Source organism: Bacteroides sp. An51A (assembly GCF_002161565.1).
GTDB classification, from domain to species: domain Bacteria; phylum Bacteroidota; class Bacteroidia; order Bacteroidales; family Bacteroidaceae; genus Phocaeicola; species Phocaeicola intestinalis.
The window spans coordinates 1-24,109 of record NZ_NFIC01000015.1; the positions used below are offsets into that span (position 1 = coordinate 1).

The following is a 24,109-nucleotide window of genomic DNA, read 5'->3' on the forward strand; positions in this document are numbered from 1 at the left end:
CTTCATTACGGTAGTGATGCAGGCGCTGAGATGGCTGCGACTTACCATAGTGTAATAGGAACGGTAAAGCTTCATGGCAGTTCTGTCTGGAACTTCATCGGAACTTTTTTCAAAAATATCTTTAACGGGTGCAGGGATTATGTTAACATGGTTCCTGACAAAATCACTTTGGCTACCAGCCAATGTTAAATTCAAAGCTAATTAATTAACAAAACTCGGTTTAGGGCACTCAAAAGTGCCCTTTCAAAGGGGGATGCCCTAAATTGAGTGCTTACAAACAAATATGATAGCAGCAGGAATTGTATTATTTAATCCTGATATTATTCGTCTAAAGGATAATATAAATTCTATAGGACCTCAAGTAGATACTATCTATTTGATAGACCAACATTCATTTAACCTCAATGATATACATACTCTTATAAGCAATATCCATTATCCAATTCATTTAACTCAAAATGATAATAATATGGGCATAGCTTATGCTTTGAATCAATTACTTTTAGAAGCAGAAAATGATAAATATGAATGGATTATCACATTAGATCAAGATACAGTTTGCCCTCTCAACCTAATAAAGGAATTAAGGCAATATATTTATATGCAAAATGTTGGTATTGTATGTCCTGTAATAAATGATAGAAGTTTTGGCATTATTGATAAGGATGACAAACCATACACAATAGTTAAAACGTGCATAACCTCAGCATCTTTAACCTCTGTTAAGGCATGGAGAAAAGTCGGAGGTTTTGATTCTTCCATGTTCATTGATGGAGTTGACACTGATTTTTGCTATTCTTTATCTCGTAATGGTTACATAATTCTCAGATGCAACACTGTTTCAATATTACATGAAATAGGGCATAATTCTTTTATATCGAATATTCTGGGACATAAACAAGTTGTTTTTAATCACTCAGCATTTCGCTATTATTATATATGTCGTAACATAATATACAAACAAAGGAAAAATAAAGATTTCACACCATCTGTGTACCGTGGTCTACTGACTGTATTTTACAGATGGATTTTAATTGTACTTTATGAAAAGGATAAATGGAATAAAACACGAGCAATCATCAAAGGAACTTATGATGGTTTCAAAGCACCGATTAAATATAATTTTATTTAATCACACATATAAATCATACAAACATGATTTCAAAAACAATATAAATTGATTGTCGTTAATAAACGAATTAAAAGTAAATGAATTTTCAAGGCTTCTTATTGTACAAATGCGGCTTAATGAAGCTACGCATCAGACAAAAAGCACTCAGCTTTAAGCAGTATTATTCTGCCAGTAATCCTAAATTTCAGATAGATTCGCCTGAAATTGTTTATATGGCAGACGGACGCATAAGTCCGGGCGGCTTAGGAGACCGACTGCATGGGATTATTTCTTTGTATCTATATTGCAAAAAGAAGGGATATAAGTTTAAGGTTAATTTTTGTCACCCGTTCAGATTGAAAGATTATTTGTTGCCTAATAAGGTAAATTGGGACATTGACCCTGAAAAGCTGTCTTATAACAGCGAACAGACAACAGTAATCCCTCTGTTTTGTACATATAAGAAATACGGGATGACTGTAGACGAAGAAGCAAAATATCAACACGCTTTTTTAGATTCTTTTATCAAGACAGATAAAAAGCAATACCATATCTATACCAATGCACATTTCGCTTATACTCCAAATATCTATTCCACAGCTTTTCATGAGTTATTTATGCCAGCCAAACCTTTGGAAGAAGCGATAAATCAAAATAAGAAAAACATCGGAGGAGAATATATAGCCATTGTATTAAGGTTTCAAAGCCTATTGGGTGATTTTAAAGAAGCCGATTTCCCTACATTACCAGTTGATGAACAGAAAAGACTGATGGAAAAAGTTTACAGTAAAATACAAGAACTATATGATGAGCGGCACAAAGGTCAAAAAGTCCTGATAACATCCGATTCAAGAAAATTCTTGGATTATGTCAGTTCTTTAGATTATGTATATACCATACCCGGCAGAGTAGTGCATTTAACTTATACACCAGCCCATGATTATAATCTTCACTTAAAAAGTTTCGTTGATTTAATGATGCTTGCAGACGCACAGAAAATTTACCTTTTAGTAACAGGAGATATGTTTCATAGCGGATTTGCGCAAAGTGCATCGTTTATTAATGACAAGCCTTATGAAGAAATTATTTTCTAATAATCCAACTTTATTTTTAGAATAACCTCAATGAATCAACAACCTTTTTTTAGCATCATCGTCCCATGCTACAACGTGGAGAAATACCTTTCATACGCTATAGACAGTGTATTGAATCAACCTTTCTCTGATTGGGAATTAATTCTAATTAATGACGGTTCTACGGATGATACCAAAAACATCATAGAGAGTTATACTCATAAAGATGCAAGGATAAAAGCTATACACAAATTTAATGAGGGTGTAAGTATCGCACGAAATACAGGGCTAGATATCGCAATAGGGAAATGGATATTATTCTTGGATTCGGATGATTGGTTTGAAAAGAATGCTTTTACAAATTTAGAAATTTTGATCGAGCAATATCACGATGCGGACATTATCGGGTTTAATCACTTTTATAACAGTGAGAAACGTGAATGGAAAAGAAAAAGCATAATCCCTAATCGGATAATCCGAACCGGTAATGAAATTAAATATTTCAAATTGGATACTTTATTTCCTTATTACGATAAAAGAATAAATGGCGTTTCAGTAGGTGCTATTCGTGGTGCATGGGGCAAAGTATTTAAAAGAGAATTGATAAAGGACAATCATATCCAATTTGAAACAAATATCAAGATTGGAGAAGATGCCATATTCTGTTTAGACACTTTTAATGCCGCTAAAAAGATAGTATTATGCAATGAATATTTAATTCATTATAGAGTGTTCCAAGAGTCTACAATGAATAAATATAACGCAACTATATTGCATATAAACGAGCAATCATTAAATGGTTATTATCGCCGAATAAAAAATTTTCTCATATTGGGAGATAAAGATTATAAAATTTGTTTTTGCGGAATGGCAGCGGAATGTCTTTTTCGTTCTTTCAGGTTGTATTTGTTACATCCTAATTGTACTTTGTCGTTTTCGGAAAAGAAAAGCATCATTAGAAAAATGTTACAAACTGAATTGTATCAGATTGCCTTTGATTGTGATTTGAGCTATTTGCCGAAAGGGAAAAGGGAAATGGTTTATTGTGCGAAACATGAGATGTTGAATATGCTATTTGCATTTGCTTATGTTTCATGTGTCATAGTCGATTTTTTGAGAAAATAATAAGGAATGATCAGGATTGTTCTATGTTCCATTAGCTTTAGCTATTTATTTTCTTCCGAATGCTCAAACAAAACTTGCCATCAGTGCATCTGTTTGAATTTATTTTGTATCTTTGCCCAAAAGGACTAAGGTATATCAATTATGCTCTATATAATAACATACGACATCAATACTACAGTTAAAGACTATTCCTCATTGTATGAACGCATAAAGAAGCTGGGAGATAGCTATCAACATCCGTTGGAGTCTGTGTGGTTCCTCTCCAGTTCTTATAATGCAACTTTCATTTGCAACATGCTTAAGCAAGAGATGACAGATAAAGACCATGTATTTGTTGGCGAACTGAAAGCTGATAGTGATGTACAAGGATGGTTGCCAAAGTCTTTTTGGGATTGGTTTAAAAGCGAAAAACAATGATAAAGACGCTATCCATACAGAATTTTAAGGCTTTTGATGATTTACAAAAAATACAATTAGGCAGCCTTACATTATTAACGGGCATTAACGGACGTGGAAAGTCTTCTTTTTTGCAAGCCTTGTTATTATTGTCGCAATCGTTACGGAATTCTGCCCAACATACATTGAATAATCTGCTACTCAAAGGAGATTGGGTGGATTTAGGTAGCTTTTCTGATGTAAAGAATGTTTATGGCACGCATGACTTACCCATAATTTTCACTATCGAAACAGACAATGCTACAGACAATCGGTTTCGGTTATCCTATAAGGCAGGAAATGCTTCTTCAATGGGAGACTTATGCGGCATGGAGGTAGGCGGTAAGGAAATGTTTTCTGAAAGTTCTTTTTATGATGAAAGTGTTTCGGCTGAAAAAAGCGGCACGCTTGTCGCTCCTGTGATTTCAGGCTATACGTCTTTAACAAGTCTGCAACGGATGTATTACATCTCGGCAGACAGGGAGAGTGCACAAAATGAAGAAGATAATGTATCGCGTTCTTCTTTATGGTTAGACAAAAAAGGGCGGAACATACTGAACGTAATCTATGCGGAGGGAGAAGCTTTTCAGAAAAAAGTAGAACAGGAATTGAGCAATATATTCGATGGAGCTACTTTCTCGATAAAAGAAGAGGGAAACGCTTTACGTCTTTATATGGATTCTACAAACAATGGTCGCTTTTTCCATCCTGTAAACGTCGGATATGGTTACAGTTACGCATTGTCACTGATAACGGCTGGATTACTGGCAAAAGAAGGGGAAATTATTATAATAGAGAATCCAGAAGCACATTTACACCCCAGCGCACAATCTGCCGTAATGAATTTTTTCTGCAAAGAAGTTTTGCCTAAAAAAGTGCAATTGTTTATCGAAACACATAGCGACCACATTGTCAATGCTTCTTTGATAGCCGTCCGCAATGAAATCTTAAAGAATAACCAATTGGAAATTCTTTTCTTTTCCCGGAAACAGGAAGAAAAGAAATCATTTACGGTACAAAACCTGGAGATTACGAAAAAAGGCAGGGTGAAAAATCCTCCAAAGAACTTTTGTGATCAATATGCGATGGATCTGCGGACATTAATGGGATTCTGACTTATGAAGACAGCCTTTTACATATTGTTTAAAGAGTATAGCGATTCATCTCGTTCACCATCTGCGCTTTATATAAAGGACAATACGGAAACAGACCCTGAACAGATTGTAAAAGAAGTCAATGAGTGGCTGAAGATTGCGCGTTTTTTCAAGTACGAACGATGTGACCGTTACTATGATTCGGAAAATATGAAAGGTGTGCTGTATCCTTATATTGTTTTGCAAGAAGAATACGAAGAAGAAGAATACCCTAATGTAACAGTTGTGATCCAGGCTTTATTGAATGAGGAAGGTTTTGTAGATTGGAGGGATGAACCGTTGGAATCAGGAGAACAGTATTCATTAAATAATCAAGATGTAACGAATGACTGTTTAGGAGAAATGGCAAGAAATGAAGCCCAAGGCAATGCCGTTGTGTTGCTTAATTGTAATGCCTTCCACTTTAGGTCACCCATTGTCTTATCTGTTAATCCAACTGGAAACAATGTCTCTATCTATTGGTATAATGACATCCGCTCCTTTCATCAATGGTTTTCAGATAACCGCCAGCCTCAACGGGTGTATGTCTATAATCCCAAACATGGTGATGATAAACATCCGGCTCAAATGATAGCAGGAACAACGAAAAGAGCTGCCCAATTGTTGACGAACCGCAACGACACGGAACGGTTACTTAAATTAGCTGTGGGAACAGATATAAATTCAGCTTTATGGTATTATGACGAAGCAAACAACTGTTATATTTATTTTGAAAACCAAAACGAACTTCGTCTTGCATTCCATGGCTATCACTTATCAGAAGGTGAAGAAAACTACGATAATATAGATTTCCATAAACTCAGCCTGTTGTCTGAGGAAAAATAAAAATTCCACTATCACTTACTTCATCGTATAGAATATTAATGTATATATGACAGAGGCCACCAAGCATCTGTCATGGGGACTTCCTGCACCTATTAATCAAAAACATTTATATGAAAACCAAGAAGTTAGCACTCGTCACCTGCTACTTCCAACCTAACTATGGCAGCCAGCTTCAGGCGTATGCCACACAGTTGCTCTTTGACAAGATGAACGTGCCGAACGAGACCATCTGCATAGACGGGTTGAGAAGCGAAATCAATGCAGCCAAGTACAAGTATTTTTTAAGCCGGATATGGGACATCCATACGGTAAAGGACAAATATGCCACCGTGAAGAAAGTGTGGGCACTCAAAACGAAAGGGGAAGAACTGAAACGGAGCATGGCTATAAGGAATGCCATGTTTCAGGACTTTGCGCAAAGCAAGTTCCATCTGTCAAAAGCCTTTCCTTCGAAAACGGAACTGGGCAAAGAAGCACACGGTTATTCCGCATTCGTTGTAGGGAGCGACCAGTTATGGCTGCCTTCGAATATCGAAGCGGATTATTACACCTTGAATTTCGTTCCCGACGGAATACCTAAAATCGCCTTATCCACCAGCTTCGGCATATCGAAGCTGCCTAACCGGCAAGCGCATAAAGCGGCTGCATTTCTGAAACGGATAGACTTTTGTTCGGTACGCGAAAAGAGCGGACAGAAAATCATAAAGGACTTGACGGGCAGGGAAGTTCCCGTAGTTTGCGATCCTACCATCCTGTTTACAGCAGAAGAGTGGGCGGAAACGGTTCCCTCCGGACGGTTTATACAAGAACCTTATCTGTTCTGCTATTTTTTAGGCAACAACCCCAGACAACGTGAGTTCGTCAAACGGTTTAAAGAAGCTACGGGATATAAAATCGTACAACTGCAGCATTGCGATGAATACATCAGGAGTGATGTCGGTTTTCCTGATTATGCCCCTTACAATGTCGGTCCCGCCCAGTTTGTCCAATTAATCCGGGATGCGGAATATGTATTTACCGACTCATTCCACGCTTCGGTATTCTCCCTGCTTCATGGGAAACGCTTTTTTACATTCCGGCGGTATAACAACGATAGCATCGTTTCTACGAACGGCAGGTTGTATTCGCTGTTGTCGTTGGTAGGGCAAGAAGACCGGTTACTGAAAGGCGATGAGGATGTGAGGCAGTGTATGGCTCGTGGCATAGACTATAATGAAGTACACAAGAAACTGGCTGAGTTAAGGGACTTTACCAAGCAGTTCGTTGAAAACGCATTGACAAAATCAGGAATAGCTTATGATTCATATAGAAGATAAGAAAGAGTGTTGCGGATGCTGGGCTTGCTACAACGCTTGCCCTAAGCATTGCATCGGCATGAAAGAAGACGAAGAAGGATTCCGTTATCCGGTGGTAGATGCATCGTTGTGCATAGATTGTGGATTGTGCGAAAAGGTATGTCCGGTCATCCATGCCGATAAGGCGGATACCCCTCATGCGCAACAGGGCTTCTTGGCGCAGCATAAAAATGAGGATATCCGAAAAGAAAGCACATCGGGCGGGGCTTTTACCGCCATCGCTTCATGGATTATCCGGCAAGGGGGCATCGTATATGGCGCAGGATACCGGAAAGGCACTTTCATCGTGGAGCATCAAGGGGTGGAAACGGAAAAAGACTTATCGGTTTTCCGCAACAGCAAATACGTGCAGAGCAACGTCATGAATACATTCAAAGAGGCATTAGGGCACTTGAAGGCGGGACGCTGGGTCTGCTTTAGCGGTACTCCTTGCCAGATAGAAGGATTCCGGAGTTTTCTGCGCGGGCGTGAATATGAGAAATTAGTATGCGTGGATTTGGTATGCCGCGGCATACCAAGTCCACGCATACTAACCCGCTATATTGAGGCTCAACAAGCCCTTATCGGCGGGGAGTTTACCAACGTGCTTTTCCGCGACAAGCACTACGGCTATCATTACAGCTCGTTCTCCATATATAATAAGGAGAAAGGCAAAGACTACCATAAGGGCGTAGACAGCAATGCTTATCTGCGTGCATTCTTCAACAACCTGAGTGACCGCCCATCGTGTTATGATTGCCGTTTCAAGAAACGCTACCGTAGGAGTGACTTGACGCTATGGGACTGTTTCCCGATAGAGAAATTCACTAAGCAAATGGACGGGAAAGGGACGACACGGGTATTGGTACAATCCGAAAAAGGGGAAATGATAATGAACGCCACCGGAAGTGAATTGCGGACGGTACGTGTAGAGCCGGATAAATTAGTAAGCGATGTAAGGGAAATGTTCCATTCGGTACCGATGAACCCGCAAAGGGGACAGTTCTTCAAGGATTGCAACGTCCTGCCGCCTGCCGATTTCTTCCGTAAATGGTTCCCTATTACATGGAAAGTACGCCTGAACGCTTTTGTCCGCCTGACCTGTCACCGGCTGGGTGTCTATACATTCGCCAAACGGATGTTCATGCTGGTGTATACACGGAAAGATGACAGAAAATAAAGGCATATCTTTGCCATTTCCCCAATAAAGAGCTTTTATGCATCTATATCCGTAACCCCCTGAACCTGTCTTCATCGACAGCGGCATAACTGTGGCCTACGTTGCGGATTTGGGCATTTCCATATTTCATCAATTAATCATTCACATTTTATGAATCAGAAAATTACTGTCCTGCACATCGCCGAATGTGCGGGAGGGGTGGAACGTTATCTGCAGATGCTGATGCCGCGTCTGGAGGCAAAGGGATTCTGCCAGTTCTTTATCTGTTCCTGCAATTATAACAAGGCAAGCTATCAAGATATGGTGGACGGAGTAGAGCAGATGGACTTACAGCAGACGTTCTCGCCTTTACAAGTTATCCGGAAAGTTCTTTCCATCCGGAAGTATATCAAAAAACGCTGTCCGGACATCGTGTATTGCCATAGCAGCTTTGCGGGCGGATTAGGACGTCTGGCCGCATGGGGACTTCCTTGCAAGATTGTTTATAACCCGCATGGGTGGGCGTTCAATATCAGATAAACTTATGAAACTGAAAAGTCTTGTTTACTTGTTGATGGAGAAATGCCTTTCGCCATTGACGGACAAAATCGTCTGCATATCGGAAGCGGAAAAGGAATCGGCGGAAAAGGAACACATTGCCTCAAGGAATAAATTGGAACTGATACCCAACGGCATAGACATTTCCGCGGTCAGGAACGCAATCCCCAGGAAAAGACGTGAATTGGGCATACCGGATGAAGCTTTTGTGGTAGGCATGATAGGCAGGTTGTCCCCTCAGAAAGCACCGGATGTGTTTATCCGTGCGGCCCAACTTATCCACGAATCGATTCCCCGCTCGGCTTTTATCATCGTAGGTGACGGTGAAGAACGGGAATCCGTAGAGAGCTTTGCGGAAGCAAATCATTTGAATCTGTACATCACTGGCTGGACGGATACGCCTTACGCTTACTTGAAAGTCTTCGATGTAGCTTTGTTGTTATCCCGATGGGAAGGCTTTGGGCTTGCCGTCGTGGAATACATGGCAGCCGAAAAGAATGTAGTGGCGTCAAGAGTTGATGCAATCCCCACATTGATTGAAGACGGGACAGACGGGCTGTTGGTAGAGGTGGATAATCCGGAAGATGTAAGAGACAAAGTACTTTGGTTATATAATCATCCTAAAGAAGCAAAAATCATGAAAGAGAAAGCGTTGAATAAAGTAATCCGGAATTATGACATCAGCCGTGTGGTGGAGCAACACGCTGACTTGTTTGTTAAGATTTGTAAACGGGGGGGGGTAAAATGTAGGTTCATATTTTCTGCTTATGATGCCTTCCACAACGAAGAAAGGAGGGCGGCATGAAAGTACTTCATGTAGGGCAAATGATAGGAGGACTTGGGATTTATATAAGGAATACCATAAATTATAGTAGTGATGAATTCGAATTTGTCATTGTGCATGGAAATGCGGATAACAGCAACCCAATAATCAAGAAAGGGGAAGTGATAAAAGAATATGCCGTTAGCCTTTACCGGGAATTAAACCTTTTGAAAGACTTAAAAGGGCTTATTCAAGTCATCCGAATCATACACAAGGAAAAGCCTGACATCATCCATTGCCACAGTGCAAAAGGAGGTTTCATCGGAAGGCTGGCTGGCTTCCTAACCAATGTAAAAACATTTTACACTCCTCATGCATTTTCTTTTTTATCCACTCAAAATAAGATAAAAAAGCGAATCTATCTTTTCTTGGAAAGAATGGCAAGGTTAGATTCCTTTTTACTTGCCTGTTCCGAATCCGAGAAAGAATTAGGGATGAGACTGGTACGTTATAAAGAGAAAAGGGTATATGTTTGGAGTAATTCCGTTCCGGATGTGCAGGTCATACCGCTATCCGGTCTAGACGAACCATCGCCTTATATCTGTTACATCGGTAGGCCGTCATACCAAAAGAATCCATTCTTTTTAGTGAATGTTATCCATGAAGTGCATAAAGCTTGCCCTAATATCCGGTTCTATATTTTAGGTGTCGGGTATTATTCACCTGATTTGGAACGGATGAAACAGATGATAGCTCAATACCAATTGGGAAACACCGTAGAATTATTCCCTTGGTTAAGCCATGATGAAACCATGAGATATGTAAAAAACGCCATATTCTATCTGACGACATCACGATATGAAGGTCTTCCGTTGGCGGTGATAGAAGCAATGTCTTTAGGGAAATGTATCGTAGCATCGGATGTATTAGGGAATAAAGATTGTGTAAAAGACGGATATAACGGATATCTGCTTCCTTTACAAGAAAGTCTGTTCGCAAAGAAAATCATTGAACTTATCGGACATCCTAATTTGACGGAAGCTTACGGAAAGAATTCCCGCTTGCTTTTTGAAAAAGATTTCCTGATACAAAACCGGATTCCGTATTTAGAAACCATTTATAAAACACGATAAATATAGCATATCAACAAAATCATAAGTTTAACTATGAAAGGAATAGTCTTAGCCGGTGGCAGCGGTACCCGTCTGTATCCTATCACCAAGGGAATCAGCAAGCAGTTGATTCCTATATTCGACAAACCGATGATTTATTATCCCATCTCGGTGCTGATGCTTGCCGGCATCAGGGAGATACTGATTATCTCCACTCCTTACGACCTGCCGGGTTTTAAAAGGCTGTTGGGAGACGGAAGCAACTTCGGAGTGAAATTTGAATATGCTGAGCAGCCCTCGCCCGACGGACTGGCACAGGCGTTCATTATCGGTGCGGAGTTCATCGGGGATGATAGTGCCTGCCTGGTGCTGGGTGACAACATTTTCTACGGTGCCGGACTGACCGCGATGTTGAGGCAAGCCGTAAAGGATGCTGAGGAGAACAGCAAGGCTACGGTGTTCGGCTATTGGGTGAGCGACCCTGAACGTTACGGCGTGGCGGAGTTTGACAAGGACGGCAATTGCCTCAGCATTGAGGAGAAGCCGGAGCATCCGAAGAGCAATTACGCCGTGGTAGGACTTTATTTCTACCCGAACAAGGTGGTGGAAGTTGCCAGGCATATCAAACCGTCCGCCCGTGGAGAACTGGAAATAACCACCGTGAACCAGGAGTTTCTGCGTGACAATGAACTGAAAGTGCAAACCATGGGACGTGGGTTTGCCTGGCTGGATACGGGCACACATGACTCCCTTTCGGAAGCTTCGACTTTCATTGAGGTTCTGGAGAAACGTCAAGGCTTGAAAGTGGCCTGTCTGGAGGGAATCGCTTATCGGAAAGGTTGGATTACGGCAGAGAAACTTCGTGAAGTGGCACAGCCGATGCTGAAAAACGGTTATGGCAAGTACCTCATGTCGATTCTTGAAGAAAAGGAAGATTCGTTGGAGAAGAATTTGGAATATTAAAGGAATATGGAAGTAATAAAGACAGAAATAGAAGGTGTGGTGATTATCGAGCCACGCATCTTCAAGGACACACGGGGATATTTCTTCGAGAGTTTCTCGCAAAGGGAGTTCAACGAGAAAGTCGAACACGTAGAGTTCGTACAGGACAACGAGAGCATGTCATCGTATGGTGTCATGCGTGGGCTGCATTTCCAGCGTCCGCCGTTTACGCAAGCAAAATTAGTGAGATGCGTAAAAGGCAAGGTGCTGGATGTTGCTGTGGACATCAGGAAAGGATCGCCCACCTACGGCAAGCACGTAGCAGTGGAACTGACCGAGGACAACCACCGGCAGTTTTTCATCCCGAAAGGCTTTGCCCACGGATTTGCCGTGTTGAGCGAGACAGCCGTGTTCCAATACAAGTGCGACGAGTTCTATCATCCCGAAGCTGACGGCGGCATAAGCATTCTTGACGGTAGCTTGGGCATTGACTGGCAGATACCGACAGAACATGCGATACTCAGCGAAAAGGATACGAAGCATCCGCTGTTGAAAGACTTTGAATCCCCTTTTGTTTATTCAAAATAACGGAATGCCATCATGAACATACTTGTAACAGGCGCGAACGGCCAGCTCGGCAACGAGATGCGCATAATCAGCAAAGACACGAACGACAACTATACTTTTACGGATGTCGTAGAGGTTGAGGGCGTCGAGACAACCATTCTGGACATCACCGACGCTGATGCCATACGGAAAATAGTGAAAGAAAAGGATATACGGTGCATAGTCAATTGCGCCGCTTATACTAATGTGGACAAGGCAGAGAGTGACGAGACATTATGCAGGAAGCTCAATGCTGATGCACCGAAGCTATTGGCAGAGGCGATGAAGGAAGTGGGAGGACTTCTTGTGCAAATCTCAACAGACTATGTTTTCGGCGGCGACCCGTATAACACTCCTTGCAGGGAAGACCAAAAAGGAACGCCGACGGGTGTCTACGGCAAGACAAAGCTCGAGGGCGAGAAGAACATAGAGACCGTAGACTGTGATTACGTCATCATAAGGACGGCATGGCTCTATTCCGAGTTTGGCAGAAACTTCGTCAAGACAATGCTGAACCTGACAGGGACTAAGCCAAAGCTGAATGTTGTTTTCGACCAGGCAGGAACGCCTACATACGCATACGACCTTGCGGTTGTAATAAAGACTGTGCTTGCAGATTATGAAAAGGAAAATCCTAAGGATGGATATTCAAAGCGTGGCATCTACCATTTCAGCAACGAGGGTGTTTGCTCTTGGTTTGACTTTACGAAGAAGATAGCCGAACTTGCAGGGAACACGACCTGCGACATAGAGCCTTGCCACAGCGATGAATTCCCCAGCCCGGTGAAACGTCCTGCCTATTCGGTATTGGACAAGATGAAAATAAAGGAGACATTCGGGTTGAAGATACCTTATTGGACGGATTCGCTAAAGGTCTGCATGAAGAACATGAATGTCTTAAAATGATAACGACAACAAAACATAAACGACATGGAATACAAGAGAAACATCATCATAACAGGCGGCGCGGGCTTTATCGGAAGCCACGTGGTACGCCTTTTTGTGAACAAATACCCCGGATACCGCATCATCAACCTTGACAAACTGACGTATGCCGGTAATCTTGCCAACCTGAAGGATGTGGAGGACAAGGAGAACTACATCTTTGTAAAGGCAGACATCTGTGATTACGGGACGGTGAAGGAATTGATGGAGAAGTACAACGTTGACGGAATAATACACCTTGCGGCAGAGAGCCACGTTGACCGAAGCATAAAAGACCCGTTCACCTTCGCCCATACAAACGTAATAGGAACTTTGACGCTGCTCCAAGCCGCAAAGGAATATTGGGAGAGCCTACCCGAAGGATATGAGGGGAAACGCTTTTACCATATCTCTACGGATGAAGTTTACGGAGCATTAGAACTGACCAATCCGGAGGGAATTGAATCTCCGTTCACTACAAAAGCAAGTTCGGAGCACCACCATGCCTATGGAACCGAGTTCTTTACCGAGGAAACGAAGTATAATCCGCATTCTCCTTATTCGGCTTCAAAGGCAAGTTCAGACCATTTTGTACGTGCTTTCCACGACACCTACGGAATGCCGACCATCGTGACCAACTGTTCCAACAACTACGGACCTTACCAGTTCCCTGAAAAACTCATTCCATTGTTTATCAACAACATCCGCCACAGGAAGCCGCTGCCGGTCTATGGAAAAGGCGAGAACGTAAGGGACTGGCTGTATGTGGAGGACCATGCAAGGGCGATTGACCTCATCTTCCATAAAGGCAAGATAGCCGACACATACAACATCGGCGGCTTCAACGAGTGGAAGAACATCGACATAATCAAGGTTGTCATCAAGACCGTTGACCGTCTGCTCGGAAGGAAGGACGGCGAGGACATGGACTTGATAACCTACGTCACAGACCGCAAGGGTCACGATATGCGTTACGCCATTGACTCACGCAAACTGCAACGCGAACTTGGCTGGGAACCGAGCCTGCAGTTCGAGGAAGGTATCGAAAAGACTGTCCGCTGGTATCTGGATAATCAGGCATGGATGGACAACGTGACGAGCGGTGACTACCAGAAGTATTACGAGGAAATGTATAAGGAACGGTAAACGTCTTTTTTGCCAACTCAAGGGCAATGCCGTCCCTTTTGTCCCATATTAAGAAGCTGTTTTGAATTTATCGTGCGATGATTTGGGATGAGTTTTTGAGGCATTTTCGCTTTTGTGATGAGGAAGATAGCGGGCTATCTGACGAAGAACAGGAGCGGAAAGGACCAAAAAATCGCCCAAAGCACACACGAAAACGGATACATCAAGCCAAGAAAAACTTTTTGGAGAAATTCAAAACAGCTTCTATACTTAACGGCTGTTTTTGGCTATGGTAAACATAGCTGGCATACGATGTACCATGGAACGTTGTTGCTGGGAGCGCGAGGGTTATTTACAGGCAAAAGTTTACCGCATAGAGCGGCTTGTTTTCCATCCATCCTTGGTCCTTGTAAGGCAACATCGACAGGCGCATTCCTTTCAACTGGGGATGTTTGTCAATATAGGTACGTAGTGATTTCGAACGGACATTTACCTCTGCTTTCACTTCGATAGGGATGACCTTTTCATCCTTTTGGATGAGAAAGTCTATTTCTACTCGCGAGTCATTCGCACTGTAATAATAGGCAGGGATGCCCTTGGACACCATCTGGGTAAGCGCAAATAGCTCGGTGAATGCGTCTTTGTACTCACTGAAACAGCTTTCGCCGACCAGAATGGTCTCTGGGGGCGTGTCTACCATCGCGCCCATCAAGCCGACATCGAGGGTGAACAACTTGAAAGCGGAAAAGTCCTCGTAAAACTTCAGCGGAAGCGACGGTGTGGTGACGCGGTTGACACGGTAGACCAGCCCTGCGTCGATGAGCCACTGTATGGCCAGCTCGAACTCGGAAGCCCGGGCACCCTTCTTGATGGCACCATAGATAAATTTCTTGTTGTCCTTGGCTAGTTGTGAGGGAATGGTGTCCCACACTTGGTTGATGCGCGGCACTTGACTTGAAGGGGCATGCTTGGAGAAGTCGCGGCGGTAGCCGAACAATATTTGCTTTTGAAGGTTTCTCACCTCACTGATGTCATGACTCCTGGTGTACTCGCTTACCACCGCCGGCATACCACCTGTGAAGTAATATTGACGTAGACAATCAGTTAACTTGCCGGCAAAAGTGTCTATCACGTTAAAATCCCGTGTACGCAATATGTCTGCCAATTGTTTCTCACCAATGGCCATTAAGAACTCATCGAACGTCATGGGGAACATCTTGATCACGTCTACCTTACCCACAGGAAAGGAGGTGTCGCCATGCAACGATATGCCCAACAATGACCCTGCCACGGCGACATGATACTCGGGGGCGTTCTCGCAAAAATATTTCAAGGAGTTTAACGCCAAGGGATTTTCTTGTATCTCGTCGAGGATAATCAGCGTTTCGCCAGGCTTGATGCTGACATGGGTAACGGCAGACAAGGACAAGATGATGCGGCGGATGTCATAGTCCCGCGAAAATATCTTCGTAACCACATCGTTGTTGTCGCAGTTGACGTATGCAATGTTTTTGTATTGCGTCCTGCCAAATTCTTTCAAGATATATGTCTTTCCCACCTGCCGCGCACCATTGAGGATAAGTGGCTTACGGTTGGTTTTATTCTGCCAATCAATGAGCTGAGCTAATATATTACGTTCCATATCGCATTTATTTGCACGAATAACTGGCACAAAGTTACATTTTTTTTGCATGAATAAACAAGTGTTCCCTACATTTTTCTGCACGAATAGGAACTGTGGTTGCGCTATCCGAAGGCAAGGAAGCTGGGCATGACCGCCACGCCTTGCCGGTTGAACCGTAAGGGATTCACAGACTTATTTGACACGCTCATCACTTCGGACAGCATCGCGGACTTTATCAGGCAGGGATGGTTGTCCGCTTTCGACTATGTGTCTATAAGGCCGGGCAGTTACGATCAAAGGCTCATAGACGGCCTGTCGAAACGTGGTGCCGACGGCGATTATCAGGTCAAGGAAATGGATGCTGTGCTGAACCGCAGACCGAGCATAGAAAGGCTATATGAAAGCGTGCTGCTGTATGCCGACGGAAAGAAAGGCATCGTGTATGCGATAAACATCAGCCACGCACGGAACATTGCTGAATATTACAAGGAACATGGAATGAATGCCGTCGCCATATCCAGATGGCAAGGCCGACACTCTCTCTTGCCAAATACCTGCAGCAAGTAGGACGCGGACTTAGGAAAGTGGATGGCAAGGAAACGTGTGTGCTGATTGACAACGTGGGGCTATACCACATATTCGGGTTGCCGACCGATTATCGGGACTGGCAAGCGATGTTCGAAGGGTGTATGGCAGGAAAAGGCTATGCCAACCATATTGGCATGGCAGTCCGTGACAGTTCTATATCCATTCCTACAGTCGCGGACAACGGGCTTGAACTTATAGTGTCGCACGACAACCTTATGACGTATCTTAACAAAGAATTGTCCCGTCCAAACAATACGGCTTGCCTGAAAGCCTATAAGGACGTGGCGAGTGGACTGTACGGACTGAGGCGCGGAAATATGATTACCTGCAAACCGCAGTTTGTGAGGGTGTTTGATATTCAAGAAGACTTTGCCATCGTAAGGCTGGTGAACTTGAGCATGGCCGTGGTAGACGATAGCGGAAAAGTGAAGCACAGCCTTGCCGGTTACAAAAGCGTAAGGATTCAGGAAAACCATATTATCGCTGTTACGGACAAGAGGAACAATGAAATGTACATCGACCTATACAGCGGACACTTGTACACGAGGAAACCTAAAGTTGTTAGGTTGGGAGACGTGCAGCTGTTGGAGGTGGACGGCATCTACTACAGCCGCACACGGGAACTGTACAAAAGCAGGAAGAGTACAAGTGGGACAAACATCCTCACCTGCGGGCATTACGTGCGCATCGTAGATTATTTTTCACCTCCCCGATGCAGGCAGGTCAACGAGGACGATGCCACGTGGGGGTATGACTGCGTGTGCCTGCTTGCCGGAGACCACGACACATATTATCATTATTGCGGGATGTTGACTGGTGGAGACATCGTAATTGTCGACAATGCCGGGAAGTATTACCTTGTGGAGGATGCAAGCAAGGCTAAGCGATACATAGCCTGCGAGCATCCCCAAACACCGGAAGAGGACTTCGATGGTGTCATTCAACGGCTGAAGTCCGAAGCCATGAAACGCTTGACGGAACGAAAGATGGAAGAGCGGCAAAACGATGAACGGAAGCACAGGGCGCGGCTTGACGAGCTGAAAGCCGCCGTGCCGTTCAGGTCTGGTCTGAAATGGGGATTGCAGTTGGACGGGCGTGTTGTCGTACCGCCAATTTACAGAAACATCAAAAGCCCCGTGGGCTGTTATTGCGCCGTGGAGGGCAACCCCAACCAATGGGGCATCATCATGGTGGATGGGAAAGTGGTGATAGAAATGCGCTACACGGATGTGGAGATAAACGAAAACGGAACGGCCCGGCTGACAATAATACCAGGGAAAATCAAGACGGTGAATCTGAGAAAACAATAAGGTTGCATAATGCTTGCTTGGCTGTGTAGCGGTCAGACAAGAGAAATAAAAAGCCTTTGCATTTCTGTTTCAAACAGGAGGCAAAGGCTTTTCTTGCAGTAGGACAGATAGGTTTCCGCCACATCCGAATATTTATTGCATGGACGTCTTATGCGTAAGCATTCGATAAACTACAGTCATTAAATATCTATATAATGATAGCGACTGTTACTATTGGATTCATAGTGACAGTCGCTATAGTTTTGTTGAACCTGTATGTTGACGTTGTGGTTAGTTAGCGGATTCTACAGTTTGTTTGGTCAACAGGCTCTCCGGATGTTGCAGTTTCCATTTGTGCGGAAGAAGGTTAAGCAGTTCCTCATCAGCGGACTTCTTATGATACGGCATTTGGGCAATGATATCCTTCAGGTAATCCCTTGGGTTCACATCGTGTGCCTTGCAGGTGGCTAGCAGGGAACAGATTACAGACATGTTAACGGCAGCCTCGTGATTACCGCAGAAGAGATAGTTCTTGCGCCCCAAAGCAATTGGCCGGATGGCATTTTCCGCCAGGTTGTTGTCCAAAAGCAGGCGTCCGTCCTCCAGGCATCTCATCATGTTGTCCCATCGGGTATAGGCATACGAGACAGCTTTGCCGATTAGCGATTGGGGACTGTATTTGATGCCTTCCGTTTCCATCCACGTCTTCATGGCCTCCATGATTGGGCGTGTCAGTTCCCGGCGTTTCGCTTTGCGTCCGTCGGACGACAAGCCCGCCTTATCGCAGCAGTGCTCAATCCTGTACATGTACTGTATCTGGGCCAGCCCATATTCGGCTTCCTTTTTGTTTTCACCCAAGGCATGCTCAAAATCACGGCGGATATGCGCCATGCAATTGACCAGCCGCACGTCGGGGTTGGTCTTGAAGGCTGTCTCATAGCCTGCAAAACCGTCGCATTGAAGGTATCCTTTGAAGCGGTATTGGCTTGCCAGTGATTCGATGACTGATCCGGCCCGGGATCCCATGTCATAATGGAAGATGACCAGTTTTTCCATGACCGACCTGACCATCCAGAGGTATTCCTTTTCCGCCTTGTGCTTTCCTCTGTTGATGACCGGGATGGTGGTCTCGTCCGCCTGCACATAGTCGCAAGAGAAAACCTCTTTCTTAAGCGACTCATACAGGGGCTTCAGCAGTTCTACCGTCTTCTTGAACCATCCGTCCAGCGTGCTTTCCGTAAGGCCTTTCAGCCCGAGATGCCTGTATTGCCGTATCTGACGGTAGAACGGGACGTGGTATTCATACTTCTGAAGCAGTATCTCGGCAAGCAGGCTGGTATCAGCGATGCACTTGTCAACAGGCATCAGCGGCATGGGGGCAATCTCCACTCCTTTCTGTCCAGCCGGAGGAAGCATGGTGCTGTCCTTGAGTGCATATTTGGGACGGATGATTTCCTTGACGTAAAGCATCCCCGGCTTGTGTTTGACGACTTTTGTTATCTCTTCGCCTATTCTACGGTATAAAGACAGGTCAACACCTGTCGGTTCTATTGTCTCGGTCTCCAGTACGGGTAAGTCCTCTATCATTTTTCGGTTCTGACGATTCTGCTTCCGTACTTCCGCCGATTCCTTTTCAATCTTCCCAACGGCTTCGTCGCGCTTTTCTTCCGCCTGATGTTGGAGTCCGGCAAACTCGTCTGCAAAAAGATCGGGGATATTAGGGTCATATGCGCGAAGCTTCTCCGATTTACGCCCAAAGAGCTGACGGTTCAGCCATGCGACCTGAGCCGTCAACTCTTTGATACGTTCCTGCAGATCTTTAATCTGCTCTGACTGTTCTTTATTGGTGGCAGACAACGAAGCGACAGTGGCATTCAGCCCTTCTATCGTCTTGAGTAATATAGCTTTTTCATCCATTGCCTGTCTCTTTTTTACTGATGTAAAGATACTAATTATTAATGGATTATACAATAATACCAGCACTTTTTTCAATAAAAAACATGTCATACATGGTACTCCTTACGCTCTGCCCTGAGCCGCCGGAGCCTCTGCCCCGGGCTTTCCTGAATGCCCTCGACCATCATTACCAGGTCACGCCATTCCATGGGATAACTGTCTGATTCCGGGTCGTATTCCGGCAGTTTGAAGCGTCCGGCCTCCAGCCGTTTGACGTACATCACCATGCCGCCGTCTTCCGCATGAAGCAGCTTCATAAGCCTGCGGTTGGAGCCGATGAAGATGAAGACATCGCCGTTCTTCACCTCACTTTTCATCTTTTCATGCACCACCCCGCACAGCGAACTGATGCCCTTGCGCATGTCCGTCCTGCCGGGACACAGGAAGTAGCGCATCGTGTCGTTCAAGTTAAACATGGCCCTCCTGCAGACTTTGGTTCAACACTTCCATCAACAGCTTCTCTGAGCCGTTTCCAAAGTGGGCACGGAGTCCGTTGGGAAACAACAAGGACACGCCGTAAGGAGCCTGTTCGTCCAAGGACAATTCTGCTGTTGGCCGTTTGATATTGATCGGAGCCAGCTCTTGTTTGATACTGTCTTTCTCGGCAGAGTATTTCTTTTGCCAATAGTGATAGGTGGAATAACTCACTCCTATCTGTCGTAGGTACGACTTCAATGACAGGCCGCTTTGTTGCACCTGCATTTCTAATTCTTCAAATTCAGTTCTGTTCATTGCTATTCGGTTTGATTGTTATGCGGGAGCAAAATTACAATCAAACCATAGGGCATGCAATGTGTATTTCTTAGAATGCTTACTCTTATGCCAAGCTCCCTGCAATGCTTACACAATAAATACAAATCCTTATTTCAATAGCGGAAGTTGCTCCAGCATGTTCTTGATGCGGATAGCCGTGCGGGGCATAGGTTCGGCTACGGTCAGCCCGACAATATCCTTTTCCTGCCCGATATCGTTTATCACACGCACCACTTCTGCGATTTTCATTCCATCCGGGACCACACCGACCGCCGCGATGATTTCCGCCGGGTCGAGTACATCCATATCAAAGTGAATGACAACCTTGGATGCTCTGCACGATTGCAGCCATTGCCGAACCGCATCACTGTTCTCGCGTACATCTTCCGGTGTCAGGTGTTGGATGCTATATTGTTCCTGCCTTGCCTTGATTTCGTCACGCTCCCAATCGCGCAATCCGACAAAAAGGATTTTGGAAGGGGCTATCTTCATCGGCAGTTCTGAAACAAGCTGTTTGTCGCCCAAGCCCATGCAGGCTGTTACCGCCATGGCGTGATAGCCCGCATAGACATCGCCGGGCAAGGTGATGTCCGGATGCGCGTCAATCCAGACCATTGCCACATCATCCTTGTATTTGTCCGCAAGATAGGTAAACGGAACGACGCTTGCCGAACATTCTCCGCCCAGTGTTACGATTTTATCAGGATGGGTTATCTTCAAAATATCCAAAGCCGCTCGGGTCTGCGCGATGAGTGCCTCTTTGTCCAAAACGCCATCGGTTACTTTACGCTCTATCTTGTCGGTTGCCACAGGAACCGTGTAGGTTTCTTGCCCGCTGTCCGGTGCAAGGAAATTCAGCAACTGCGCCCCAAGGTAATATCCCCTCGAAGCCTGCTCCGGGTCTTTCACTTCCGTTATCCAGTGGGCGATGTCGCCACCTTGCCACTGCGGATAAACCAGCCGGATGGTTTTTGTACGTTGATTATTATCCATGGTGATTTCGTTATTTTGTGCCTTGCCGGAAAACAGCGTTCCGCATAGCAAAGCAGTTACTAATAACATTCTGTTCATATTCCCCTTTTTTGTGTGCGAAGATAGCATCCTTACGCCACGTCTGCAAGTACGGGCAAATTATTCATATACGGATAAATTTGTCCCTATATCTGTTTCCAGTCATAAAATGTGTACTTTTGTCCTGCGAATTGACAACATCAAATATATGTATAAGAAGAAAATACCCTTAGACCTGGATTGCGGTGTGGCCATAGCCATGGAAGTCATGGGCGGCAAGTGGAAATCGTGCATCCTCTACGAACTGGAGAAAGGCTGCAAACGTCCCAGTGAACTGCACCGGCATTTTGAGGATACCAGCCCCCGCGTCATCAACCAGCAGTTGAAAGAGCTGGAAATGCACGGCATGATAGAGAAAACGATTTATCCCGAACTTCCGCCCCATGTGGAATATTCCATTACGGACGACGGGCGGAGCCTTATCCCCATTATCCGGATGTTGGAACAATGGGGAAATGATTTCCGCCCGAAGATGGTGCGGATATTGGAAAAAACGGGAATGGCAGAATAGTTTTTATATACAATTGTAACACGAAAAAGTTATCTTTGCCCCGGATATAAATCAAGCAAACATGGAAACAGAAAAAATGAAAATGAAGGCCGGCAAGTTGTACGACGCCAACTATGACAAAGAACTGTTGGCGGAGCGTGCGGCATGTGCCGATCTGACTTACGAACTGAATCAGCTACGCCCCTCCAAAGCGGAAGAACGGGATGCGCTGGTAAGGCGCATATTGGGTAAAGTGAAGGGCAACTGCACGATTGTCTCTCCTTTCTTCTGCGATTACGGATATCACATCGAAGTGGGTGAGAATTTCTTTGCCAACATGAACTGTGTCATCCTCGACGAAGCTCCGGTGAAGTTCGGCGACAATGTGTTCGTGGCTCCGAACTGCGGCTTTTATACGGCAGGGCATCCGCTGGATGCAGAACGCAGGAACCAGGGACTGGAATATGCACGCCCCATCACGGTAGGTGATGACGTATGGATAGGAGCCGGTGTCAGTGTGCTGCCGGGCGTGACGATAGGCCAAGGTGCGGTTATCGGTGCGGGCAGCGTGGTGAACCGGGATATTCCGCCACGGGTACTGGCCGCGGGAAATCCCTGCCGGGTGATTCGTGAGATTACAGAAGAAGAGGACTGCACCGTGACACCCAGGTAAGACGCGATGTACTTCATGGGGATTTGCTGGATGACCTCCGGATATTCGTCCAAAAGCGTCAGGTAGCGTTCGAAAGCATTCTTTTTCCATAAGTCCATGAGCCAGTTCTCGTAGAGCAGGATGAAGTTCTCCAGCATCCTGCGCCCTAAATTTGCCATGGTAATGGAGGAGTTGAAATGCCTGTGCAGTTCTTCTTTGGAAAGACAAATGGCCTCGCTCTCCGTCATGGACTCGAACGACAGGCGCGAAGGCTCGTCGGAAATATAGCCCCAGACGGAAAACACCAGTTCGCCCGGCGTGGCAAACCAGGCAGTAGCTTCCTCTCCGTTCTTGAAGTGGTAAGCCCTCCAGATGCCTTTGGTGATGATATACACGTTGCTGTCGACCTCATCCTTGTGGACGACAATTTCATTTTTGGCAAACGACCTCCTTCCCTGATTGTCCGTCAGCCAATGGATTTCCTCTTCGCTCAATCCCTCTCTGTCAGCAAGTACTTCTGTCCATTCTTTCATACCGGTAACTATGATTATGCGTGAATACTAACGCTCCATTTCTTCAATCTCTTTCTCAACAGATATATGGTGGAGACAAAGGTAAAGAATTCTGCCAACGGAACCGTCAGCCACACGCCGTTATCTCCTAAAATAACTGGATATATCATGATTCCAAGCACAACGAACAACAGCCCTCTTTGCAAAGACACAAGTACGGAGGTGCGTGCATCGCCCAGCGAGGTAAAGAAACTCGACGACAGAATGTTCGAGTCGTTCAGCAGGAAAGCGAAGGCGCAGACTGCCGCTCCGATGGAGGTTATCTTCAGCACATGGCTGCCCCCGTCTGCAAAGAACTGGGAGACGATGAACTCGTTGCCGAAAAACATGATGCAGAACAGGATGATGCCGATGGTCACATTCGTCTTGAAACCCAAAAACAAGGTCTCTTTCACCCGGTTCAGATGACCGGCTCCGTAGTTGAACGACAGGATAGGCACAATGCCGTCCGACAGTCCCACGAACATCTGGACTCCCAAATTCAATATATAATTGATGGCCGTAAATGCAGCTACTCCCACTTCTCCCCAGTTCTTCATCATCACCCAGTTGAAGAGGAATACTGTAATGCCGGCTGACAACTCCGACAAGCCTTCCGATGAGCCATTGTATGTCATCTGACCCAGCAACCTGAAAGAGAAACGTCCTTTCCGGAGACTGACCAGACTGCTTTTTTTCAGCAAAGCGGGAGCCATGACCGCAAAACCGGTTGTGAATGCGATGCCCGTAGCCAAGCCTGAGCCTGCCGTGCCCCACCCAAACACACCGACAAAAAGGAGGTTCTTGGCATGAAGATTAGTAATTGTATTACAGATACAGTATACATATGTCTTGGCAGAACAATAAAAGGTAGTAAAAAGAATAAATG

At 44.8% G+C, this 24,109-nt stretch carries 26 protein-coding genes and 2 pseudogenes; 21 read left to right on the forward strand and 7 right to left on the reverse strand.

Going from position 1 to position 24,109, the window contains the following annotated elements; translation table 11 throughout:
- From B5G04_RS18240 to B5G04_RS20080, 17 genes and pseudogenes are all read left to right on the forward strand, one after another.
- A pseudogene (locus tag B5G04_RS18240) lies at window positions 1–189 on the forward strand (IS66 family transposase); the annotation flags it as partial.
- 94 nt (window positions 190–283) lie between these two features.
- Window positions 284–1,132, forward strand: a complete 849-nt coding sequence (locus tag B5G04_RS18245) for a glycosyltransferase family 2 protein (protein ID WP_087398272.1) — start codon at window positions 284–286, stop codon at window positions 1,130–1,132.
- Window positions 1,133–1,248: 116 nt separating this feature from the next.
- Entirely contained in the window at window positions 1,249–2,205 is a 957-nt protein-coding gene (locus B5G04_RS18250) for a hypothetical protein (RefSeq protein WP_143270489.1), read from the forward strand.
- 30 nt (window positions 2,206–2,235) lie between these two features.
- Window positions 2,236–3,309 carry a glycosyltransferase family 2 protein gene (locus tag B5G04_RS18255; protein WP_087398274.1) on the forward strand — a complete coding sequence of 358 codons (1,074 nt, stop codon included), beginning with the start codon at window positions 2,236–2,238 and terminating at the stop codon, window positions 3,307–3,309.
- A 141-nt stretch (window positions 3,310–3,450) separates the two neighbouring features.
- Window positions 3,451–3,726 carry a hypothetical protein gene (locus B5G04_RS18260; protein WP_143270490.1) on the forward strand — a complete coding sequence of 92 codons (276 nt, stop codon included), beginning with the start codon at window positions 3,451–3,453 and terminating at the stop codon, window positions 3,724–3,726.
- Window positions 3,723–4,859 (forward strand): DUF3696 domain-containing protein, encoded by a 1,137-nt coding sequence (locus B5G04_RS18265; RefSeq protein WP_087398276.1) that lies wholly within the window; start codon window positions 3,723–3,725, stop codon window positions 4,857–4,859. The genes B5G04_RS18260 and B5G04_RS18265 overlap by 4 nt, the downstream gene beginning before the upstream one ends.
- Before the next feature lie 3 nt (window positions 4,860–4,862).
- Window positions 4,863–5,723: a hypothetical protein gene (locus tag B5G04_RS18270; RefSeq protein WP_143270491.1), complete on the forward strand. Its 861-nt coding sequence runs from the start codon at window positions 4,863–4,865 to the stop codon at window positions 5,721–5,723.
- A gap of 110 nt (window positions 5,724–5,833) precedes the next feature.
- On the forward strand, window positions 5,834–7,039 hold the full coding sequence (locus B5G04_RS18275) for a polysaccharide pyruvyl transferase family protein (RefSeq protein WP_087398278.1): 1,206 nt from the start codon (window positions 5,834–5,836) through the stop codon (window positions 7,037–7,039).
- Window positions 7,020–8,237: a Coenzyme F420 hydrogenase/dehydrogenase, beta subunit C-terminal domain gene (locus B5G04_RS18280; RefSeq protein ID WP_087398279.1), complete on the forward strand. Its 1,218-nt coding sequence runs from the start codon at window positions 7,020–7,022 to the stop codon at window positions 8,235–8,237. The genes B5G04_RS18275 and B5G04_RS18280 overlap by 20 nt, the downstream gene beginning before the upstream one ends.
- Before the next feature lie 150 nt (window positions 8,238–8,387).
- Complete coding sequence (locus B5G04_RS18285; protein ID WP_087398280.1) at window positions 8,388–8,756, forward strand: glycosyltransferase; 369 nt, start codon at window positions 8,388–8,390, stop codon at window positions 8,754–8,756.
- 4 nt (window positions 8,757–8,760) lie between these two features.
- Window positions 8,761–9,579, forward strand: coding sequence for a glycosyltransferase family 4 protein (locus tag B5G04_RS18290; RefSeq protein WP_158100139.1), 819 nt, complete (start codon window positions 8,761–8,763; stop codon window positions 9,577–9,579).
- Window positions 9,576–10,670, forward strand: coding sequence for a glycosyltransferase (locus B5G04_RS18295; RefSeq protein WP_087398282.1), 1,095 nt, complete (start codon window positions 9,576–9,578; stop codon window positions 10,668–10,670). The genes B5G04_RS18290 and B5G04_RS18295 overlap by 4 nt, the downstream gene beginning before the upstream one ends.
- Before the next feature lie 33 nt (window positions 10,671–10,703).
- Window positions 10,704–11,612, forward strand: a complete 909-nt coding sequence (gene rfbA, locus B5G04_RS18300) for a glucose-1-phosphate thymidylyltransferase RfbA (RefSeq protein ID WP_087398283.1) — start codon at window positions 10,704–10,706, stop codon at window positions 11,610–11,612.
- Window positions 11,613–11,618: 6 nt separating this feature from the next.
- Window positions 11,619–12,179, forward strand: coding sequence for a dTDP-4-dehydrorhamnose 3,5-epimerase (gene rfbC, locus B5G04_RS18305; RefSeq protein ID WP_087398284.1), 561 nt, complete (start codon window positions 11,619–11,621; stop codon window positions 12,177–12,179).
- Between the two features lie 12 nt (window positions 12,180–12,191).
- Window positions 12,192–13,103: a dTDP-4-dehydrorhamnose reductase gene (gene rfbD, locus B5G04_RS18310; RefSeq protein ID WP_087398285.1), complete on the forward strand. Its 912-nt coding sequence runs from the start codon at window positions 12,192–12,194 to the stop codon at window positions 13,101–13,103.
- Window positions 13,104–13,127: 24 nt separating this feature from the next.
- Window positions 13,128–14,267 carry a dTDP-glucose 4,6-dehydratase gene (locus tag B5G04_RS18315; RefSeq protein WP_087398286.1) on the forward strand — a complete coding sequence of 380 codons (1,140 nt, stop codon included), beginning with the start codon at window positions 13,128–13,130 and terminating at the stop codon, window positions 14,265–14,267.
- 77 nt (window positions 14,268–14,344) lie between these two features.
- Window positions 14,345–14,542 carry a hypothetical protein gene (locus B5G04_RS20080; protein ID WP_158100140.1) on the forward strand — a complete coding sequence of 66 codons (198 nt, stop codon included), beginning with the start codon at window positions 14,345–14,347 and terminating at the stop codon, window positions 14,540–14,542.
- A 56-nt stretch (window positions 14,543–14,598) separates the two neighbouring features.
- Here the strand turns inward: B5G04_RS20080 and B5G04_RS18320 are convergent, their stop codons facing one another.
- Window positions 14,599–15,888: an ATP-binding protein gene (locus B5G04_RS18320; RefSeq protein ID WP_087398300.1), complete on the reverse strand. Its 1,290-nt coding sequence runs from the start codon at window positions 15,886–15,888 to the stop codon at window positions 14,599–14,601.
- Between the two features lie 99 nt (window positions 15,889–15,987).
- Here B5G04_RS18320 and B5G04_RS18325 point away from each other — a divergent pair, with 99 nt between their 5' ends.
- Complete coding sequence (locus B5G04_RS18325; RefSeq protein ID WP_087398287.1) at window positions 15,988–16,437, forward strand: hypothetical protein; 450 nt, start codon at window positions 15,988–15,990, stop codon at window positions 16,435–16,437.
- Window positions 16,392–17,768, forward strand: coding sequence for a WG repeat-containing protein (locus B5G04_RS18330; protein ID WP_143270492.1), 1,377 nt, complete (start codon window positions 16,392–16,394; stop codon window positions 17,766–17,768). Before B5G04_RS18325 ends, B5G04_RS18330 begins: the two co-directional genes overlap by 46 nt.
- A gap of 270 nt (window positions 17,769–18,038) precedes the next feature.
- Here the strand turns inward: B5G04_RS18330 and B5G04_RS18335 are convergent, their stop codons facing one another.
- The 4 genes from B5G04_RS18335 to B5G04_RS18350 all read right to left on the reverse strand — a co-directional run bounded on the left by B5G04_RS18335 (window position 18,039) and on the right by B5G04_RS18350 (window position 21,449).
- Window positions 18,039–19,664 carry an IS66 family transposase gene (locus B5G04_RS18335; protein ID WP_087395044.1) on the reverse strand — a complete coding sequence of 542 codons (1,626 nt, stop codon included), beginning with the start codon at window positions 19,662–19,664 and terminating at the stop codon, window positions 18,039–18,041.
- Between the two features lie 86 nt (window positions 19,665–19,750).
- Complete coding sequence (gene tnpB / locus B5G04_RS18340) at window positions 19,751–20,119, reverse strand: IS66 family insertion sequence element accessory protein TnpB (RefSeq protein WP_013616133.1); 369 nt, start codon at window positions 20,117–20,119, stop codon at window positions 19,751–19,753.
- The gene (locus B5G04_RS18345; RefSeq protein WP_087398289.1) at window positions 20,112–20,435 is read right to left on the reverse strand and encodes a hypothetical protein; all 324 of its coding nucleotides are present in this window, start codon (window positions 20,433–20,435) and stop codon (window positions 20,112–20,114) included. The genes tnpB and B5G04_RS18345 overlap by 8 nt, the downstream gene beginning before the upstream one ends.
- Window positions 20,436–20,564: 129 nt before the next feature.
- Window positions 20,565–21,449, reverse strand: a complete 885-nt coding sequence (locus tag B5G04_RS18350) for an arginase family protein (protein ID WP_239414153.1) — start codon at window positions 21,447–21,449, stop codon at window positions 20,565–20,567.
- A 226-nt stretch (window positions 21,450–21,675) separates the two neighbouring features.
- Here B5G04_RS18350 and B5G04_RS18355 point away from each other — a divergent pair, with 226 nt between their 5' ends.
- Window positions 21,676–22,038, forward strand: coding sequence for a helix-turn-helix domain-containing protein (locus B5G04_RS18355; protein ID WP_041583985.1), 363 nt, complete (start codon window positions 21,676–21,678; stop codon window positions 22,036–22,038).
- A 61-nt stretch (window positions 22,039–22,099) separates the two neighbouring features.
- Window positions 22,100–22,690, forward strand: coding sequence for a sugar O-acetyltransferase (locus B5G04_RS18360; protein WP_022040859.1), 591 nt, complete (start codon window positions 22,100–22,102; stop codon window positions 22,688–22,690).
- Between the two features lie 185 nt (window positions 22,691–22,875).
- Here B5G04_RS18360 and B5G04_RS20645 read toward each other — a convergent pair.
- A pseudogene (locus tag B5G04_RS20645) lies at window positions 22,876–23,202 on the reverse strand (cyclic nucleotide-binding domain-containing protein); the annotation flags it as partial.
- Between the two features lie 14 nt (window positions 23,203–23,216).
- Window positions 23,217–24,005, reverse strand: coding sequence for an MATE family efflux transporter (locus B5G04_RS18370; protein ID WP_143270493.1), 789 nt, complete (start codon window positions 24,003–24,005; stop codon window positions 23,217–23,219).
- Between the last annotated feature and the right edge of the window lie 104 nt (window positions 24,006–24,109).

Bases quoted from the DNA above. Each gene is read 5' to 3' on its own strand.
- B5G04_RS18245 (WP_087398272.1), top strand. From the start codon at position 284: ATGATAGCAGCAGGAATTGTATTATTTAATCCTGATATTATTCGTCTA.
- B5G04_RS18250 (WP_143270489.1), top strand. From the start codon at position 1,249: ATGAAGCTACGCATCAGACAAAAAGCACTCAGCTTTAAGCAGTATTAT.
- B5G04_RS18255 (WP_087398274.1), top strand. From the start codon at position 2,236: ATGAATCAACAACCTTTTTTTAGCATCATCGTCCCATGCTACAACGTG.
- B5G04_RS18260 (WP_143270490.1), top strand. From the start codon at position 3,451: ATGCTCTATATAATAACATACGACATCAATACTACAGTTAAAGACTAT.
- B5G04_RS18265 (WP_087398276.1), top strand. From the start codon at position 3,723: ATGATAAAGACGCTATCCATACAGAATTTTAAGGCTTTTGATGATTTA.
- B5G04_RS18270 (WP_143270491.1), top strand. From the start codon at position 4,863: ATGAAGACAGCCTTTTACATATTGTTTAAAGAGTATAGCGATTCATCT.
- B5G04_RS18275 (WP_087398278.1), top strand. From the start codon at position 5,834: ATGAAAACCAAGAAGTTAGCACTCGTCACCTGCTACTTCCAACCTAAC.
- B5G04_RS18280 (WP_087398279.1), top strand. From the start codon at position 7,020: ATGATTCATATAGAAGATAAGAAAGAGTGTTGCGGATGCTGGGCTTGC.
- B5G04_RS18285 (WP_087398280.1), top strand. From the start codon at position 8,388: ATGAATCAGAAAATTACTGTCCTGCACATCGCCGAATGTGCGGGAGGG.
- B5G04_RS18290 (WP_158100139.1), top strand. From the start codon at position 8,761: ATGAAACTGAAAAGTCTTGTTTACTTGTTGATGGAGAAATGCCTTTCG.
- B5G04_RS18295 (WP_087398282.1), top strand. From the start codon at position 9,576: ATGAAAGTACTTCATGTAGGGCAAATGATAGGAGGACTTGGGATTTAT.
- rfbA (WP_087398283.1), top strand. From the start codon at position 10,704: ATGAAAGGAATAGTCTTAGCCGGTGGCAGCGGTACCCGTCTGTATCCT.
- rfbC (WP_087398284.1), top strand. From the start codon at position 11,619: ATGGAAGTAATAAAGACAGAAATAGAAGGTGTGGTGATTATCGAGCCA.
- rfbD (WP_087398285.1), top strand. From the start codon at position 12,192: ATGAACATACTTGTAACAGGCGCGAACGGCCAGCTCGGCAACGAGATG.
- B5G04_RS18315 (WP_087398286.1), top strand. From the start codon at position 13,128: ATGGAATACAAGAGAAACATCATCATAACAGGCGGCGCGGGCTTTATC.
- B5G04_RS20080 (WP_158100140.1), top strand. From the start codon at position 14,345: ATGATTTGGGATGAGTTTTTGAGGCATTTTCGCTTTTGTGATGAGGAA.
- B5G04_RS18320 (WP_087398300.1), bottom strand. From the start codon at position 15,888: ATGGAACGTAATATATTAGCTCAGCTCATTGATTGGCAGAATAAAACC.
- B5G04_RS18330 (WP_143270492.1), top strand. From the start codon at position 16,392: ATGGCAAGGCCGACACTCTCTCTTGCCAAATACCTGCAGCAAGTAGGA.
- B5G04_RS18335 (WP_087395044.1), bottom strand. From the start codon at position 19,664: ATGGATGAAAAAGCTATATTACTCAAGACGATAGAAGGGCTGAATGCC.
- tnpB (WP_013616133.1), bottom strand. From the start codon at position 20,119: ATGTTTAACTTGAACGACACGATGCGCTACTTCCTGTGTCCCGGCAGG.
- B5G04_RS18345 (WP_087398289.1), bottom strand. From the start codon at position 20,435: ATGAACAGAACTGAATTTGAAGAATTAGAAATGCAGGTGCAACAAAGC.
- B5G04_RS18350 (WP_239414153.1), bottom strand. From the start codon at position 21,449: ATGGATAATAATCAACGTACAAAAACCATCCGGCTGGTTTATCCGCAG.
- B5G04_RS18355 (WP_041583985.1), top strand. From the start codon at position 21,676: ATGTATAAGAAGAAAATACCCTTAGACCTGGATTGCGGTGTGGCCATA.
- B5G04_RS18360 (WP_022040859.1), top strand. From the start codon at position 22,100: ATGGAAACAGAAAAAATGAAAATGAAGGCCGGCAAGTTGTACGACGCC.